The organism is Zavarzinia aquatilis, assembly GCF_003173035.1.
Classification (GTDB): domain Bacteria; phylum Pseudomonadota; class Alphaproteobacteria; order Zavarziniales; family Zavarziniaceae; genus Zavarzinia; species Zavarzinia aquatilis.
The window spans coordinates 553,392-570,192 of sequence record NZ_QGLE01000001.1 but is presented as its reverse complement, the minus strand read 5'-3'; the positions used below and the strand labels follow the sequence as shown (position 1 = coordinate 570,192).

15 protein-coding genes are annotated in these 16,801 nt (G+C 66.1%); 3 read left to right on the top strand and 12 right to left on the bottom strand.

The window, feature by feature from the left end; genetic code table 11:
• Positions 1 to 325 precede the first annotated feature (325 nt).
• A complete protein-coding gene (locus DKG74_RS02755; RefSeq protein WP_243403999.1) occupies positions 326 to 1,102 on the top strand; it encodes a protein NO VEIN domain-containing protein in 777 nt (258 codons plus the stop codon).
• 300 nt (positions 1,103 to 1,402) lie between these two features.
• Here DKG74_RS02755 and DKG74_RS02750 read toward each other — a convergent pair whose 3' ends face one another.
• Positions 1,403 to 2,050 carry a hypothetical protein gene (locus tag DKG74_RS02750; RefSeq protein WP_109902323.1) on the bottom strand — a complete coding sequence of 216 codons (648 nt, stop codon included), beginning with the start codon at positions 2,048 to 2,050 and terminating at the stop codon, positions 1,403 to 1,405.
• Between the two features lie 118 nt (positions 2,051 to 2,168).
• Between DKG74_RS02750 and DKG74_RS02745 the strand changes: the two genes are divergently transcribed.
• Positions 2,169 to 3,005 (top strand): ferritin-like domain-containing protein, encoded by an 837-nt coding sequence (locus DKG74_RS02745; RefSeq protein WP_109902321.1) that lies wholly within the window; start codon positions 2,169 to 2,171, stop codon positions 3,003 to 3,005.
• A 234-nt stretch (positions 3,006 to 3,239) separates the two neighbouring features.
• A complete protein-coding gene (locus DKG74_RS02740; RefSeq protein WP_109902319.1) occupies positions 3,240 to 4,976 on the top strand; it encodes a DUF1302 family protein in 1,737 nt (578 codons plus the stop codon).
• Positions 4,977 to 5,098: 122 nt separating this feature from the next.
• Here the strand turns inward: DKG74_RS02740 and DKG74_RS02735 are convergent, their stop codons facing one another.
• From DKG74_RS02735 to DKG74_RS02685, 11 genes are all read right to left on the bottom strand, one after another.
• Complete coding sequence (locus DKG74_RS02735) at positions 5,099 to 6,175, bottom strand: phosphotransferase (protein WP_109902317.1); 1,077 nt, start codon at positions 6,173 to 6,175, stop codon at positions 5,099 to 5,101.
• 76 nt (positions 6,176 to 6,251) lie between these two features.
• Positions 6,252 to 7,466, bottom strand: a complete 1,215-nt coding sequence (locus DKG74_RS02730; RefSeq protein ID WP_109902315.1) for an acyl-CoA dehydrogenase family protein — start codon at positions 7,464 to 7,466, stop codon at positions 6,252 to 6,254.
• A gap of 10 nt (positions 7,467 to 7,476) precedes the next feature.
• A complete protein-coding gene (locus DKG74_RS02725) occupies positions 7,477 to 8,475 on the bottom strand; it encodes an ABC transporter substrate-binding protein (protein WP_109902313.1) in 999 nt (332 codons plus the stop codon).
• An 11-nt stretch (positions 8,476 to 8,486) separates the two neighbouring features.
• Complete coding sequence (locus tag DKG74_RS02720; RefSeq protein WP_109902311.1) at positions 8,487 to 9,194, bottom strand: ABC transporter ATP-binding protein; 708 nt, start codon at positions 9,192 to 9,194, stop codon at positions 8,487 to 8,489.
• Positions 9,191 to 10,015: an ABC transporter permease subunit gene (locus DKG74_RS02715; RefSeq protein ID WP_109902309.1), complete on the bottom strand. Its 825-nt coding sequence runs from the start codon at positions 10,013 to 10,015 to the stop codon at positions 9,191 to 9,193. The genes DKG74_RS02720 and DKG74_RS02715 overlap by 4 nt, the downstream gene beginning before the upstream one ends.
• The gene (locus DKG74_RS02710; RefSeq protein WP_109902307.1) at positions 10,012 to 11,112 is read right to left on the bottom strand and encodes an LLM class flavin-dependent oxidoreductase; all 1,101 of its coding nucleotides are present in this window, start codon (positions 11,110 to 11,112) and stop codon (positions 10,012 to 10,014) included. The genes DKG74_RS02715 and DKG74_RS02710 overlap by 4 nt, the downstream gene beginning before the upstream one ends.
• Before the next feature lie 214 nt (positions 11,113 to 11,326).
• Positions 11,327 to 11,782 (bottom strand): type II toxin-antitoxin system RatA family toxin, encoded by a 456-nt coding sequence (locus DKG74_RS02705; protein WP_109902305.1) that lies wholly within the window; start codon positions 11,780 to 11,782, stop codon positions 11,327 to 11,329.
• Positions 11,783 to 11,795: 13 nt separating this feature from the next.
• Positions 11,796 to 12,737, bottom strand: coding sequence for a lipoyl synthase (gene lipA / locus DKG74_RS02700; protein WP_109902657.1), 942 nt, complete (start codon positions 12,735 to 12,737; stop codon positions 11,796 to 11,798).
• Between the two features lie 9 nt (positions 12,738 to 12,746).
• Positions 12,747 to 14,144, bottom strand: a complete 1,398-nt coding sequence (lpdA, locus tag DKG74_RS02695) for a dihydrolipoyl dehydrogenase (RefSeq protein WP_109902303.1) — start codon at positions 14,142 to 14,144, stop codon at positions 12,747 to 12,749.
• A gap of 10 nt (positions 14,145 to 14,154) precedes the next feature.
• On the bottom strand, positions 14,155 to 15,423 hold the full coding sequence (locus DKG74_RS02690; protein WP_109902301.1) for a pyruvate dehydrogenase complex dihydrolipoamide acetyltransferase: 1,269 nt from the start codon (positions 15,421 to 15,423) through the stop codon (positions 14,155 to 14,157).
• 14 nt (positions 15,424 to 15,437) lie between these two features.
• The gene (locus tag DKG74_RS02685) at positions 15,438 to 16,790 is read right to left on the bottom strand and encodes a pyruvate dehydrogenase complex E1 component subunit beta (RefSeq protein ID WP_109902299.1); all 1,353 of its coding nucleotides are present in this window, start codon (positions 16,788 to 16,790) and stop codon (positions 15,438 to 15,440) included.
• Positions 16,791 to 16,801: the final 11 nt, after the last annotated feature.

The window sequence follows — 16,801 nt, the reverse complement described above, 5'->3', positions numbered from 1 at the left end:
TGTGACAGACGTGAAGAAACGCCCCGGCGCACAAGCACCCGGCGGGTTCGACATCACGAGGCTCTCCGAATTTCAGAGAGCCCTATCGCACAAGTTCCGACATCCAGTCTCCATGGACCCGCGCGGCGACCATCGCCGCCCCGCGTTTCCTAGATATGGGGACGCGGGCGGTTTCTGCAATGGGGGAAGTCCCGTTGCCTGTGCCGCCGCGGCACATCCCGCGTCGTTCGGTGACAATCGGTTCCAACACCGCTACCCTCAAGCCATGTCAAGCGGGCCGTGGACTGACGAGGAGAACGACCGGATCGTCGCGGATTATTTCGCGATGCTGGCCGACGATATCCTTGGCCACCCCTACAACAAGGCAGGGCACCGGCGGAATCTTCTGCCGCACCTGAATGACCGTTCCGAGGCATCGGTCGAGTTCAAGCATCAGAACATCAGCGCCGTGCTGAAGGGCCTTGGAGAGGACTGGATCCCTGGTTACAAGCCGGCGCTCAATTTCCAGATGTCTCTCGCCGATGCGGTGGCGCGCTGGCTGACGCAGCACCCTGACTGGCTCGGGCGTCCACCGCACGCGGGCGCGGTGGCGGGCCTGAGGGAGGCGGCGCCGATCTGGGTCGGCCCGCCCCCCACGCTCTCGAACCAGCCGCCGCCACAAGAGCTGGAACAGATGCTGCACATCGCCCGCAAGTTCGATGTGGCCGGCAGGGACCAGCGAAACCGTGCTCTCGGTCGCGCGGGCGAGGAACGTGTGCTGGCGGGTGAGCGAGCGTCCCTAAGGTCGGCCGGGCGTGACGACCTGGCGCGCAAGGTGCGCTGGGTGTCGGAAGAGGACGGCGATGGCGCAGGCTACGACATCGCCAGTTTTCGGCCTGACGGCCAGACGCGCCTGATCGAGGTGAAGACGACCAACGGGTGGGAACGCACGCCCTTTCATATCTCCCGCAATGAACTTGCGGTCGCCGAGGAGCATCGTTCCGAATGGTGCCTGTTCCGGCTCTGGAACTTCTCGCGCGAGCCGAAAGCATTCGAGCTTTACCCCCCGCTCGACGCACACGTCACGCTCACGGCCACGAGCTTCGTGGCCGGCTTCTACTGATCGCGACATCGGAAGGACGCGATATCGAATTTACCACCAGCGGCTGAAGCGAGACGGTGCCTTTCTCATCGGGAGACGTTCCTCATCGCGGATCGAAAGCCTCGATCGCGACGCTGATGCCCGTCGCACCAATCTGCCCGCCCACGCCATATATTTCGGGCCGATGGAGGACATAGCCGCCGTCCGTTCGATCGACCCGGAGCCTGGACAGAACATTCTGATGGTTCCACCCATCGAGCTTCAGCGGTGTAATCCCCATGATCGCGAATGTGACCACGGGCCTGTCGTTCTCGCCGCCTGCTATTTCGGGGTCGTCTTGGGTTGGGCGGGCGAGGAAGTCGCCGGGGTCTCGGTCTTGCCGAGCAGTGCCGGGTCGATATTGGGCACGACGACGGTGGTCGGCTGGAGCGGGCGTGACGCGCTGGTGGCGGCAGGCTCATCCGACAAGGGAGCACCGCCGCCGCAGGTGTCGAGAGCGGTTTTCAGGTCAGTGAAGCGGGCATCGTTGTTAAGGAGTGTTTCGGTCATCCAGAGGCGGGTTTCGACCTTGTCGTCCGCAACGTCGCGAAAGGCCGCCATGAAGACCGTGTTCTTATCCGCCGCCGGATCGAAGGAAGACTCCACCATGCTGTCGACGGCCTGCCCGATGATGAACCCCATGAGACCGGCGCCCGCCGCGCCCGCCCCGGGCCCGACGACCCCCGTGCGCTGGCAGCGGATCAGATAGGTATTGCCATCCTCGGCCGCGGCGGCGGTCATGGCATTCGATCCGATGCAGCGATCGTTGACCGGCCCTTTGTCCAGCCAACACATGGCCATGTCCTTCGCCTTGCCTCGATAGTAGAAGACATTGTCGGGCAGGGTCGTTGTCGGGTTCTTCATGTCAACGCAGGCTGCGGCAAACAGGGCGATGGCCAGCAGCGTGGCAGAACGGGCGATCTGAAGCATTGTCGATGACCGGCGGTAGTAACGAGGATGCGGAACAGCATTAACGCTTGCGGCGCTGCCAGACAATCCGAAGCGCGCCCTCTGGCCTCCCGCCCCGCCTTCCCCTATCTTCGCCGCCATGTTCCCTGCCCCCGATAGTCTCGCCGCCTGTGCCGTCGATGTCCTGACCACGGCGGACGCGCTGGCGAAGACCGTGAAGTCGCGGGCCCATGCCAGGGCCTGGTTCGAAGGCCGGGCGGCGGGGCGGCCGATGCCTGTCGGCGAGGCGGTGCCGCCCGCGCATCCGGCGCGGCCGGAGACGCCCGAATTGCTGGCGCCGCGTGACGTGCCGCGGCGGCGACCGGGCTCGGCGCAAGGCCGGAAGGCGTTGCTGCACGCGGTCGCCCATATCGAGCTGAATGCCGTCGATCTGCATTGGGACATCATCGCCCGCTTCACGGCGACCCCCCTGCCCCTCGACTTCTATGACGACTGGGTGCGAACGGCGGACGAGGAGGCGAAGCACTTCCAGCTGCTGAACGATTGTCTGCGCGCGCGGGACAGTTTCTATGGCGACATGCCCGCTCATGCCGAAATGTGGCGCGCCGCGCAGGATACGGCCGGTGACCTGATGGCCCGGCTCGCCGTGGTGCCGATGATCCTCGAGGCGCGCGGCCTCGACGTGACGCCGCCCATGATCGCGATGTTCCGCAAGGCCGGGGAGCAGGACGCCGTCGACGCGCTGGAAACCATCTATGCCGAAGAGGTCGGCCATGTCGCCCATGGCGCGAAATGGTTCCGTTTCCTCTGCGCGCAGGCCGGCCTTGCCGTCGAGGAGACGTTTCACGCTCTGGCCCGCTGCTATTTCCACGGCGCCCTGAAGCCGCCCTTCAACGCGGACAAGCGCGCCGAGGCCGGTCTGCCGCCTGCGTTCTACCAGCCGCTGGCGGCGGAATCCGGCGCTGGCCGAGCCTGAGCGGGCGGAGGTCCGCTCCCCCCGCCCTCCCCGCGTCCCCCCATGATGCCACCCCGATCGGGGGGGAGGCTTCGCCGACAATTGCCTCCATTCTGGTGACAACGAACGGAGGAATCACCGGGACAGGGCCGGACTCATCCCCGGACGGCGGCTGAAACCCCTGCCCCGTCCCAAGGGCGGAGCCATGCCCGCGGACCCGATGAAACAACGAAAACAATGGGCCAGGGAGGCATTATGAACCGGACGAGTTACCAGGCCATCGGCCTGTCGCTGCTGGGCACGCTGCTCGGCGCGGCGGCGACACCGGCGCTTGCGGTCGACATCAGCTTTTCGGGCTATGTCCGGCAGGAAGTGGCCGTGAAGCTGGGCGACGAGGAAAACCCCTTCAACACGCAAGGCAATACCTATAACGGCGTCACCGTGCCGATGAACCCGCTGATCGCCGGCCTGCCGACCACCGCCAATCGGCCGGCCCGCAGCGCGGAGAATGATTTCAACCTCTTCGCCACGCGGGTAGAGCTGAACCTCGACGCGGCCTTCAACGAGAATGTGAAGGCGCATATCACCGGCCGCGGCTATTTCGACTGGAATATCTACGACGACAACAGCAACACCAGCTTCTTCGAGACCCCGGTCCGGGGCGGCAACCGCGGCTCCCTGCTCGAGGTTTCCGGCAAGGATTACATGCTCGACCTGCCGGCGGCCTATCTCGATTTCTCGGATGGTCCGCTCTTCATCCGGGCCGGCAACCAGCAGATCGCCTGGGGCGAATCGCTGTTCTTCCGCGTGCTCGACCTGCCGAACGGCCTCGACCTCCGGCGCCACCTGATCCTCGATCCGGCGGCCGAGGAATTCTCGGACAAGCGGGTGCCGGCGCTGGCGCTCCGCACGTCCTACCAGATCGACTCCCAGTGGGAAGTCGAAGGTTATATCCAGCAGTTCAACCCTTCGATCACCAACAATCCGTCGACGCCCTACAACGTCATTCCCGACCAGTTCACGGTGCATGACCGCTATGGCTGGACCGATTCAAACTGGAACGTGGGCGGTCGCCTGCGCGCGCAGTTCGAGCAGCTGGGCCTGCAGTTCGTCGCGACCAGCCGGCGCAACCCGGACGGTATCTACCGCTGGACCAAATCCGGCGTCGGCCCCCTGGCGGATACGCCCTTCGAGATCGACCCCGTCAACGGCGTCACCTCGGCGCAGGAATGGTTCGACTATGCGACCCAGGTGCGCCTGAACGGCACCACCGGGCTCAATGCCGCCGTCAATGATTTCCAGCCGGCGACCGGCGCCCTCGGCGCCTTCGACGTCGGCAACAACCATACGCTGGCGGGGGCGGAACTCGACACGTTCTTCGCCCTGTTCGGCGGGTTGCGCGGCCATATCGAGCGCTATTACCCCTATGAGAATGTCTTTGGTGCCGGCGCCAATTACATCTTCGAGGACGAGCCGGGCACGCTGTTCGATCAGCTGATCGTGCGGGCCGAAGCCTCCTACACGCCGGACAAGAAGTTCACCAGCCCATCGCTGTCGCAAAAGCCGATCACGGCGAACGAGGTCAGCTTCGCCCTCGTCTTCGAGAAATACCACCGCTTCACCGAGGATTTTCCGGCGACCTATATCGTCGCGCAATATCTCTACAAGTCGGAGAGCGATCTGTTCGGCCGCCATCTCGACGGTTACGGCGGCGATGCCGATCACGATCCGGGCGGCGTGAACGGCTATCATGCCGTGGCGCTGGCGATCCAGCAGCCCTCGCCCACTCTCGAATGGCGCTTCGACTTCTCGGTGCTCTACGACCTGCGGGGCGGCGCCATGTTCCAGCCCGGCGTGAAGTGGAAACCGGACGGCGACTGGCAGGTCGACCTCTACGCGACGATCTTCGAGGCGGAGGACGACAACAAGAACGCCCTCTCCACCGTCGATTTCGCCGACGAGGCCTTCCTGCGCATCACCCGCCAGTTCTGAGGCGGTAGATCAATCTTCGTCGCCCCGGCGCAGGCCGGGGCCTCTTCGCGGAAAAGGCGCCTTTGTCGGCGGGAGATGCCGGCCTTCGCCGGCATCACGAACAAATGCAAGAGGCCGGGACGTCAGATGTCCCGGCCGGCGTCGCGCAGGGTCTGGCACGCAAGGTCGGCGAGGAAGACGGCGACCGCGCCATACATGGTCGCCTTTTCCGAGCTGGCGTTGCCGTCGAGGCCGCGCTTGTAGACGCCCTGGGCGATGGACGACAGGCGGAACATCGAGAAGGCGAGATAGAATTCCCAATGCGGAATGCCGTCGCGCCCGGTGCGCCGGCAATAGGCGGCGAGATAATCCGCCTCGCTCGGGATGCCGGTCGCCGCGAAATCGACGCCCTTCAGGCTGCCCATGGTCGGATCGGCGATGTGATAGGGCATGCAGTTATAGGCAAGGTCGGCCAGCGGATGGCCGAGGGTCGCCAGTTCCCAGTCGAGCACGGCAAGAATGCGCGGCTCGGTCGGATGGCAGATGGTGTTCTCCAGCCGGTAGTCGCCATGGACGAGGGAGACGTCGTCGCCCGCCGGAATATTCGCCGGCAGCCAGGCCATCAGAAGGTCCATCGCCGGCACGTCGCCCGTGCGGGCCGCCTCGTACTGCTTGGACCAGCGGCCGATCTGGCGCTCGAAATAATTGCCGGGCTTGCCGAAATCGCCAAGGCCGACGGCATTCACGTCGACACTGTGCATCCGTGCCAGCACGTCGTTCATGGAATCATAGGTTGCCGCCCGCTCCGCCGGGCTCAGGCCCGGCAGCTGGGGATCGCGCAGCACTCGCCCCTCGACATGGCCCATGACGTAGAACGGCGTGCCGATCACCTCGGCGTCCTCGCACAGCACGAGGGCGGCGGCGACCGGCACGTCGGTCTTCGCCAGCGCCTCGATCACCTTGTATTCCCGCTCGATCTGATGGGCCGAGGCAAGCAGCTTGCCCGGCGGCTTCTTGCGCAGAACGTAACGCCGCGCCGGTGTCGTCAGCAGGAAGGTCGGGTTGGACTGGCCGCCCTTGAACTGGGTGACCTCCATCGGTCCGGCGAAACCGGGGATCGCCCCTTCGAGATAGGTGGCGAGCCTTGCCTCGTCGAAGCGATGCGCCTCGCGCACCGCGCCGATGTCACTGCCCTGCCCGCCCGCTGCGACGACGACCATGTTTTCGCTCTCCCATTGATTATGGGGGGCGACGCTAGGCCGCTCGCAATTCGGGGTCAACCGCTTCGGAACGGGGTCAGAAGAAGCCCAGATGCGGCAATGGCGTGCCATGCAATTCGTGGGCACCGACGGCAATCGCCTTGTAGATCCCCGGATTATGGTTGGCCAGCGTGCGGGCGTTGCGCCAGTGGCGGTCGTGGTTGTGGCCGGCCGTGGCGGCGGATGCGCCGCCCACTTCGAACAGCAGGCTGCCATTCCGGATCGCCAGTTCGTCGACGACGATCTTGGCCCGCGCGGCGGCGAAGGAGGCCCGATGCGCCCGCTCGGCATCTTCCCGCCCGTCGTCGCGGATAAGGGCGATGGCGTCGAGTTCGTCCGCCGCCGCCAGTACCACCGCCTCGGCGGCGAAGGCATTGGCGGCGAGCTGGCCGATGACCTGATGCAGTGCCGGATCCTGCGCCGCCTCGGCCACCGGGGCGTGGTAGAAATTGCGGCCACGACCCAGCAGCAGCCGTTTGGCATCGGTCAGCGCGGCCCGGGCGATCCCGGCGTTGACCGCGGTCAGGAACAATTGCGCCTGCGTGTTGAAATAGGCGAGGCCGTAACCGATGCCCGTGGAATCGAGCACCACCTCATCGGCAGAGACCGCGACGTCGCGGAAATAGGTGGTGCCGGACGCCGTCAGGCGCTGGCCGACACCATCCCAGTCGTCGACCACCTCGACCCCCGCCCGCTTTGTCGGGATGACCGCCGAAGCGGCCTCCCCCGCCGGGGTCGCGGCCCGGACCAGGACATAATCGGAATAGAGCGTGCCGGTCGTGTAATACTTGCGACCGTTCAGCCGGTAGCCCGCGCCATCGGCCACCAGCAGCGTTTCCTGCGCCCCCGCCCCGCCCACGCTGCGGTCGCCCAACTCGCCGTTGCCGAGGCCGATCAACGCCCCTTGCGCCACCGCCTCGTGCAGGCGGCGGCCGACCGCGTTGCGCGGATTGCGCGCCTGCTGTTCCGCCGCGGTGTAATGGTTGCGGAAGATATGGGCGACATTGGCATCGGCCGCGCCAAGGGCGATGACGAGGCGGAACAGGCCGCGGAAATCGACACCCCCCTGCCCGACCCTCGCGTTGCGCAAGGCGCCGAAGCCGGCGCGCTTCAGCTGTTCGACGGTCTCGAACGGCAGGATGCGTTGCCGCTCGCGCAGCGCCGCCCCCCGTTCGATCTCGTCGAACAGCGGCTGGAAGTCCGGCACACCGGACGGCCCCGGGGCGTGCAGACGCGCGGCGGCAAGGGTCATGGCGCGGTCCTCACAGGTTGGCGATATGGTCGGCGACCGTGATCGTCTCGGGCAGCACCTTGCGCTCGGTCAGCCAGTTCGCGGCATTCTGCAGCTTCTCGAGGAAGGCCGGGTCGTTGGCGGCATAGGGTGTGTATTTCCGCTTCAGGGACACGAAGTGGTCGCGCACCGCTTCGCTGTATTTCAGGCCCTTGAAGGCGATTTCTTCCGCCTCGACATTGTTGGCGCTGGCCCATTCGGCCTCGGCCACGATGGCGGCATTGAAGGCTTTCACCAGGTCCGGGTTCTGTTCGACGAAATCCTTGCGGGTCAGATAGGAATTGAAGTCGATCTGGAACGGCAGGTCGCGTTCCTCGTAGAAAATGTCGACGGCATCATATTCGACGCGGGCGATGTCGACGCCCGGGCTCCACATCGACCAGGCATCGACCTTGCCGGCGGCGAGCGCGGGCGCGGCGTCTGGCGGGTTCAGATAGACGAAATTCACCTTGGCGCGGTCGATGCCATTCTGCTCCAGCGCCGCGACGACGAGGAATTCGCCAAGGCCCGAGCGATTGACCGCCACGGATTTGCCGACCAGATCGGCCACCGTCCTGATGCCCGAACTGCGCTTGGCGATGATCGCCGTGGTGCGCGGCTGATAGATGAAGAACTGGCTGAACACGAGCGGCGAGCCGGCGATGATGGCGGCGAGCGCCGGCGTCGTGCTGCCGCCGAAAGCATAGTCGGCGGTGCCGCCGGTCACGGCCTGCAGGGTTGGCGCATGATTCGGGAAAGGCCCGACCCATTCGACCTTGATGCCCTGTTCGGCAAGACGTTTTTCCAGCGCCCCGCGCTCGTGGGCGAGATAGGACAGGCCGAAATAACCCCAGGTCAGGCGCAGCGTGTCGGTCGTGCGCCCCGCCGCCCGCGCCTTGCCGATGCCGGGCAGCGCCAGGGCGCCGACACCGGCGGCGGCCGTCCCCAGGAAGGCACGGCGGGATTGCGGCAGGAAACCAGCTTCAGACATGACGAAGTCCTTCAGTCGCGATCGGAGGAGACGCCGAGCTCGGCCAGCAGCCGGGCGCGGAATTCGGGGGTGACGTGTTTTTCGGTCGAGCGGTGCTCGGCCGCGATATGGCCATCGCGCATCACCAGGATGCGGTCCGCCAGGGTGATCGCCTCGTCGACATCATGGGTGACGAGCAGCACGCCGGGCTGATGCCGGTCGACGAGATCGCGCACCAGGGCGTGCATCCTGATCCGCGTCAGCGCGTCGAGTGCCGCGAAGGGCTCGTCGAGCAGCAGGAGCGCGGGCTCCTGCACGAGGGCGCGCGCGAGGGCGACACGCTGGGCTTGCCCCCCGGAGAGGTTGCGCGGCCAGTCGTCGAGGCGGCCGCCAAGGCCGACCTCGGCCAGCGCCGCCTCGGCCCGGTCCCGCGCGTCCGCTCCATCGAGGCCGAGGGTGACGTTGCGCCACAGGGATTCCCACGGCAGCAGCCGATGTTCCTGGAACACGACGGCGGGTCGTCCGGCAACCTCGATATCGCCGCCCTCGATCGGATCGAGCCCGGCGAGCGCGCGCAGCAGCGTGGTCTTGCCGCATCCGCTCTGGCCCAACAGGGCGACGAATTCGCCGCGCGCGATGCGCAGGTCCAGCCCCTCGATCACCACGCGCGCACCATAGGCGCGGCGCAGGGAACGGACGGTGACGGCCGACGCGGTCGCCACCTCGGCGTGGGCGTTCATCGCCGGCTCCCGAAATTGGGATGCCACTGCAGAAGTCTCTTTTCGAGCGAGCGGGCCAGCGTATCGGCGAGGACGCCGATCGCCGCATAGATGAGGATGGTCAGCACGATGACGTCGGTACGCAGGAATTCCCGCGCGTCCATCGCGAGGAAGCCGAGGCCCGATTGCGAACCGATCGTCTCGGCGACCACAAGGGCGAGCCAGGCCGTGGCCAGCGCGAAACGCACCCCGGTCAGGATCGACGGCATGGCGCCCGGCAGGATGATGCGGCGGATCAGCTCGCGGGTGCCGAGCCCCTGCACCCGGCCGAGTTCCAGCAGCTTGGCATCGACCTGCCGGATGCCCAGCACCGTGTTGATATAGATCGGAAAGCCAACGCCGAGGGCGACGAGGAAAATCTTCTGGCTTTCCCCGACACCGAACCAGACGATGACCAGCGGCAGCAGCGCGAGGAAGGGAATCGCGCGGACCATCTGGACGCTGCGGTCGATCACCGCTTCCGCCATGCGCGAGAAACCGACCAGAATGCCGAGGGCAAAGCCGATCCCGCCGCCGATGGCGAAGCCGACCGCGGCCCGGATCAGGCTGACCCCGAGATCGCCCGGCAGCGCGCCCGAAATCGTCAGCTTCCAGGCGGTGAGCGCCACCTTGCTGGGGGCCGGCAGGACATGGGGCTGGATGAAGCCGAAGCGCGCCATGGCTTCCCAGCCCGCAAGGAGAAGCACCGGCACCACCCACGACAGGACGAGGTAACCCCGCGCGCTCAGCTGGCGCGCCGATACCGGTCGGTGCGGCCGTCCGCCCCGCTCGATGGCGGTCATCGGGCGACCTCCCGGCCCGGCTCGGTCCAGGCCGCCGGCCGCAGGATCGGGGCGCGGCGGTCGAGCCTCGGCATGATCTCGGCGGCAAAGCGGCGCATTTCGTCCAGCATGGGCTGGAACTGCAGCATGAAGAGTTCGATGCCGGAGCGATGGAATGCCCCCAGTCGCTCCGCCACCTGGTCGTAACTGCCGACGAGGCCGGCCGCGGTGCCACCATTGCTGCCGACATGTTCGGCCTTGGCGATGGTCTGGAACATCACCGCATGGGGATCGGTGTTACGGCGCTGGACGGCCCGCACCTCCGCGTCCTTGTGGCTGAGTTCGAGCAGACGGGCGTATTCCGCGCGCGCTTCAGCCTCGGTCTCGCGGGCGATGACGAAGGCGGCGAGGCCGAAGCGCAACGGGGCCCCCGCCCGGGGGCGACGCCTGACATCGTCGACCAGCGCCGCGACCCGCTCCAGCGGCTGGCCATTGATGAACCAGAGATCGCCTTCCGCCACCACCAGCTCGCGCGCCGGCTCGGATTCGCCGCCGACATAGATGAGCGGCCGCGGGCGATACGGGTCCGCCGGAGTCAGCTTGTAGTCGTCGATCTGGAAATGCCGGCCCTGGTGATGGACCCGCTCGCCCCGCATCAATCGCGAGACGATGGAAATCCATTCCCGTCCATAGGCATAGCGGTCGTCGTGTTCGCCGAAGGCGATGCCCGCCTTCTCGAATTCGACCTTGTTCCAGGCATTGACCAGATTGAGGCCGAAACGGCCGCCGCTGATGTGTTCGATCTGCAGCGCCATCTTGGCCAGGAAAACCGGATGATGGATGTAGGGCTTGATCGCCGCGATCAGGTCGATCCGCCGGGTCAGGGCCGCGAGGGCGGCCGCCCCGGTCCAGGCTTCCAGCTGATCGTTCTCGGGCAGATGCGGATTGACCGTGTGCTGGGCGATCAGCACGGAGTCGAAACCCAGGGCCTCCGCCTCGAGCACCACGGCCTTGTTGTGCTGCCAGGACGCATCGAACGGCTCGGCCGGATCCTGCAACGCCGCGCGCGGCCCGTGAACCGGCGCCCAGACCCCAAAGCGGATTTCACCTGTGGACACGGCACTTTCCCTTCGGCGAAACAAATTTACTGTGAAATCAGGGATAGGCAGGATTTAACACGGAGTCAACGGATTCAGATTAATTAACGCAAATTTTATTAGTTATAAATTTCTAAATACATGTTTTTATAGTTGATTATGGCTGCGCCAAGCCGGCGCCGTAACATCGGATGTTCACGCGGGAGCTACCGGCGGGGCTGGATCGGGTCTGACGTCAGGCGGCGGCGCCGGCGTCGCCGTAGAGGGCGTGGGCGCGGGTCTCGAAGGCGGCGACCATGCGCCGCGCGGCGTCCTCGAACACGCCGCCGATGACCTGCTGATAGACCTTGTTCTTGAATTCGAAGTCCACGAGGAAGTCGATGACGCAGCCCGGGCTGCCGTCCGGCGTCGGCAGGAAGCGCCAGTGGTTCTTCAGATAGGCGAAGGGGCCTTCGGTGAAGGTCACGTCGATATTGTCGGGCGGCATCAGCGAGACGGCGGAGGTGAAACGCTCGCGGAAGGCTTTATAGCCGATCATCAGGTCAGCGATGATCAGCGTGTCGCCCCGCGCCCTGATCCGGGCGCCGACGCACCAGGGCAGGAATTCGGGGTAGCGACCGATATCGGCGACCAGATCGAAGAGTTGCGCCGCGCTATAGGGGAGCGTCTTGACTTCGGTATAACGCGGCATCCATCCGTCTCGGTCACGCCCGCGCGGCGACCCTGGCCTCCCGCGCGGCTTTCAGCTTCAGAAAATCCTCGCCCGCGTGGTGGGAGGAGCGCGTCAGCGGCGAGGCGGAAACCATCAGGAATCCCTTCGCCCGCGCCATGCTGGCGTAATCGGCGAATTCCTCGGGCGTGACGAAGCGGTCCACGGCGGCGTGCTTCGGTGTCGGCTGAAGATACTGGCCGATGGTGATGAAGTCGACATCCGCGGAACGCAGATCGTCCATGACCTGATAGACCTCGGCCTTGGTCTCGCCGAGGCCGACCATGATGCCCGACTTGGTGAACACCGTCGGGTCCAGTTCCTTCACCTGATTGAGCAGGCGGAGCGAATGGAAGTAACGCGCGCCCGGCCGGATGGTCGGATAAAGCCGCGGCACGGTCTCGAGATTGTGGTTGTAGACGTCGGGCTTCGCCTTCACCACCGCCTCGACGGCCCCGTCCTTCCGCATGAAATCGGGGGTCAGGATTTCGATGGTGGTGCGCGGCGCCGTCTCGCGCAGGCGGGTGATCACCTTGACGAACTGGTCGGCGCCGCCATCGGCGAGGTCGTCCCGGTCGACCGAGGTGATGACCACATGCTCGAGGCCCATCTCGCCGACCGCGATGGCGACATTGTCGGGCTCGTCAGGATCGGGATGCGCGGGCATCCCGGTCTTGATGTTGCAGAAGGCGCAGGCCCGGGTGCAGGTATCGCCCAGGATCATCACCGTCGCGTGCTTCTTCTTCCAGCATTCCCCGATATTGGGGCAGGCCGCCTCCTCGCACACCGTGTTGAGGCGGAGGTCGCGCATCAGCCGGCGCGTTTCCGCATATTCCGGGCTGGTCGGGGCCTTGACGCGCAGCCAGTCGGGTTTCGGCGTGCGGATGCGCGCCGTCACCTGATCGCTCACGTCCTTGATGGCCGGAAGATCGTTCATCGTCATGCCCTAGATGTGAATGGCCCGACCGTAAGCGTCAAGCACCGCTTCATGCATCATTTCGGAGAGGGTGGGATGCGGGAATACCGTGTGCATCAGCTCCTCTTCCGTGGTTTCCAGCCCCATGGCGACGACGAAGCCCTGGATCAGTTCCGTGACCTCGGCCCCGACCATGTGGGCGCCCAGCAATTGTCCGGTCTTGGCATCGAATATGGTCTTCACCAGACCCTGATCCTCGCCAAGGGCAATCGCCTTGCCGTTGCCGGTGAAGGGGAAGCGGCCGACCTTGACCTCGTAGCCGGCCTCCTTGGCCTTCTTTTCGGTCAGGCCGACGGAAGCGACCTGCGGGTTGCAATAGGTGCAGCCCGGGATCTGTTCCTTCTTCATCGGGTGCGGATGCTTGCCGGCGATGGCTTCGACGCAAATCACACCCTCGTGCTCCGCCTTATGGGCCAGCATGGGCGGGCCGGCGACGTCGCCGATGGCGTACAGCCCGGGCACATTGGTCCGGCCGAAGCCGTCGATCTTGATGCAGCCCTTCTCGGTCGTAACACCCAGCGCCTCGAGCCCCAGGTCCTCGATATTGCCGACGACGCCGACGGCCGAGATCACCCGATCGACGGTGAGTTCGGACTTGACGCCCTTGGCATCCTCGATGGTCGCGGTGACGCTGTCGGCGGCTTTCTTCAGGCCCAGCACCTTGGCCGAGGTGATGATCTTCATCCCCTGCTTTTCCAGGCGCTTCTTCACATGGGCGGCGATTTCCTCGTCTTCCACGGGCAGGATCTGCGACATCACCTCGACCACGGTGACGTCGACGCCGAGGGTCCGGTAGAAGCTGGCGAATTCAATGCCGATGGCACCCGAGCCGACGACGAGCAGCGACTTCGGCGTGAACTCCGGCACCATCGCTTCAAAGTAAGTCCAGACCAGCTTGCCGTCCGGCTCGAGGCCGGGCAGCGCGCGCGGCCGGGCGCCGGTCGCCAGGATGACGTGCTTGGCCGCATAATCGCCAACCTTGGCGCCATCCTTGGTGACGGTGACCGAGGTCGCGCCGGTCAGTTTGGCGACGCCGTCGATGACGGTGACCTTGTTCTTCTTCATCAGGAAGGCGACGCCGCCGTTCAGGCGCTTGGAGACGCCGCGCGAACGCTCGACGATCTTCTTGATGTCGAAGCTGGCCCCGGTGACCGACAGCCCGTAGTCGCCGGGGTGCTGCATGTAGTGGTAAATCTCCGCCGAGCGCAGCAACGCCTTCGTGGGGATGCAGCCCCAGTTCAGGCAGATGCCGCCCAGGTGCTTCTTCTCGACGACGGCGGTCTTGAAGCCCAGCTGCGCCGCGCGGATCGCCGCGACATAGCCGCCCGGGCCGCCGCCGACGATGATGACATCGAAATTCTCAGCCATCTTCGTCTCCTCACAGCATCATGGTCATCGGGTCTTCGATCAGACCCTTGAAGGCGGCGAGGAATTCGGCGCCCACCGCGCCGTCGACCACCCGGTGGTCGCAGGACAGGGTGACGGTCATGACGGTCGCGACCGCGAGGGCCCCGCCCTTCACCACCGGCCGCTTCTCGCCCGCGCCGATGGCGAGGATGGCGCCATGGGGCGGGTTGATCACGGCGGCGAATTCCTTGATCCCGAACATGCCGAGGTTGGAGATCGAGAAGGTGCCACCCTGATATTCCGCCGGCTTCAGCTTGCGCGACCGCGCCCGCTCGGCGAGGTCCTTGGTCTCGGCGGCGATGGCGGCGAGGCCCTTCGCCTCCGCGTTGAAGACGATGGGGGTGATCAGGCCGCCGTCGATGGCGACCGCCACCGCGACATCGGCGTGCTTGTGGCGCAGGATCGCGTCGTCGGTCCAGGTCGCATTGGCCGCCGGCACTTTCTTCAGCGCGAGGGCCGAGGCCCGCAGGATGAAGTCATTCACCGAAATCTTGGCCGGCGACTTGGCGTTCAGCTGGCTGCGCAGGGCCAGCAGCTCGTCCAGCTCGCAGTCAATGGTCAGGTAGAAATGCGGGATGGTCGACTTCGCCTCGGTCAGGCGCTTCGCCACCGTCTTGCGCATACCGTCGTTCGGGACCGAGGTGAAGGAGCCCTCGGGGAACGGGAAGACGGCGGGCTTCGGCGCCGGGGCCGGCGCCGCGACCGGGGCGGCAGCGGCGACAGCGGCCGGTGCCGGTTTGGGCGCCATGGCGGCGGCTTCGACATCCGCCTTCACGATGCGGCCATGGGGGCCGGAGCCCCTCACGGCGGCAAGGTCGACACCCGAATCCTTGGCGATGCGCTTGGCCAGCGGGCTGGCGAAGACGCGGGCACCGGCGGGTGCCGGGGCCGATGCGGCCGCGGGTGCCGGGGCGGCAGCCGCGACAGGCGCGGCGGCGACAGGCGCAGGTGCGGCGGCGGGCGCGGCCTTCGGCGCGGCGGCGGCCGAGGCATCCTCGCCCTCGCCGGCAACGAGGGCGATCACGGTGTTGACCGCGACATTATCCGTGCCTTCCGGCACCAGGATTTTCGCGACGGTACCTTCGTCGACGGCTTCCACTTCCATGGTCGCCTTGTCGGTCTCGATCTCGGCGATGACGTCGCCGGATTTGATGGTGTCGCCTTCCTTCACCAGCCATTTGGCCAGCTTGCCCTCGGTCATCGTGGGCGAGAGGGCGGGCATCAGGATTTCGATGGCCATGTCTGCTCTCCCTCTCAGACGCGGTAGAGGACGGCTTTCGCCGCCGCCACGATGTCGCCCGCATGGGGCAGCGCCAGTTTCTCGAGGTTCGCGGCATAGGGCATGGGCACATCCTTGCCAGCGACCCGGGCAACCGGGGCGTCGAGCCAGTCGAAGGCGTTTTCCATGATCAGGGCGGCGATTTCCGAGCCGATGCCGCAGGCGGCCCAGCCCTCTTCCACCGTGACGGCGCGGTTGGTCTTCTGGACCGAGCGCACCACGGTCTCGACGTCGATCGGACGGACCGAGCGCAGGTCGATCACCTCGGCGTCGATCCCCTCGCCCGCCAGGATCTCGGCGGCGGCCAGCGCGTGCATGACGCTGATCGAGAAGGCGATCAGGGTGACATCCTTGCCCGGCCGGGCGATGCGCGCCTTGCCGATGGGCAGCACGTAATCGGCCGTCGGCACCTCGAAGCTCTTGCCGTAGAGGATTTCATTCTCGAGGAAGACGATCGGGTTGGGATCGCGGATCGCCGCCTTTAAAAGGCCCTTGGCATCGGCCGCCGAATAGGGCGCGACCACCTTCATGCCCGGGCAATGGGCGTACCACGAGGCATAGCACTGGCTGTGCTGGGCGCCGACGCGGGAGGCGGCGCCATTGGGGCCGCGGAACACGATGGGCGAGGATTGCTGGCCGCCCGACATGTAGAGCGTCTTGGCCGCCGAATTGATGATGTGGTCGATCGCCTGCATGGCGAAGTTGAAGGTCATGAATTCGACGATCGGCTTCAGCCCGGCGAAGGCCGCGCCGACGCCGAGACCGGCGAAGCCATATTCGGTGATCGGCGTGTCGATCACCCGCTCCGGCCCGAATTCATCGAGCAGGCCCTGCGTCACCTTATAGGCGCCCTGGTACTGCGCCACTTCCTCGCCCATCACGAAGACGGAAGCGTCGGTGCGCATTTCCTCGGCCATGGCGTCGCGCAGGGCCTCGCGCACGGTCATGGTCACGGTCGGACCCGCCGGCAGGTCGCTGACCGGCGCGGCGGCCGGCGCGGCATAGACCCGGGGCGCTTCCGCGACCGGCGCAGGGGCCGGTGCGGCGGGCGCGGCGACCGGTGCCGGGGCCGGGCTGGCCGAAGCCCCCTCGCCCGCGATCTGGGCGATCACCGTGTTGACGGCGACATTGTCGGTGCCTTCGGCGATCAGGATCTTCTCGATCTTGCCCTCGTCGACCGCCTCGACTTCCATCGTCGCCTTGTCGGTTTCGATTTCGGCGATCACGTCGCCGGATTTTACCGTGTCGCCCTCTTTCACCAGCCATTTGGCCAGCTTGCCTTCGGTCATGGTCGGCGAAAGCGCGGGCATCAGAATGTCGATTGCCATGATGTTTTTTC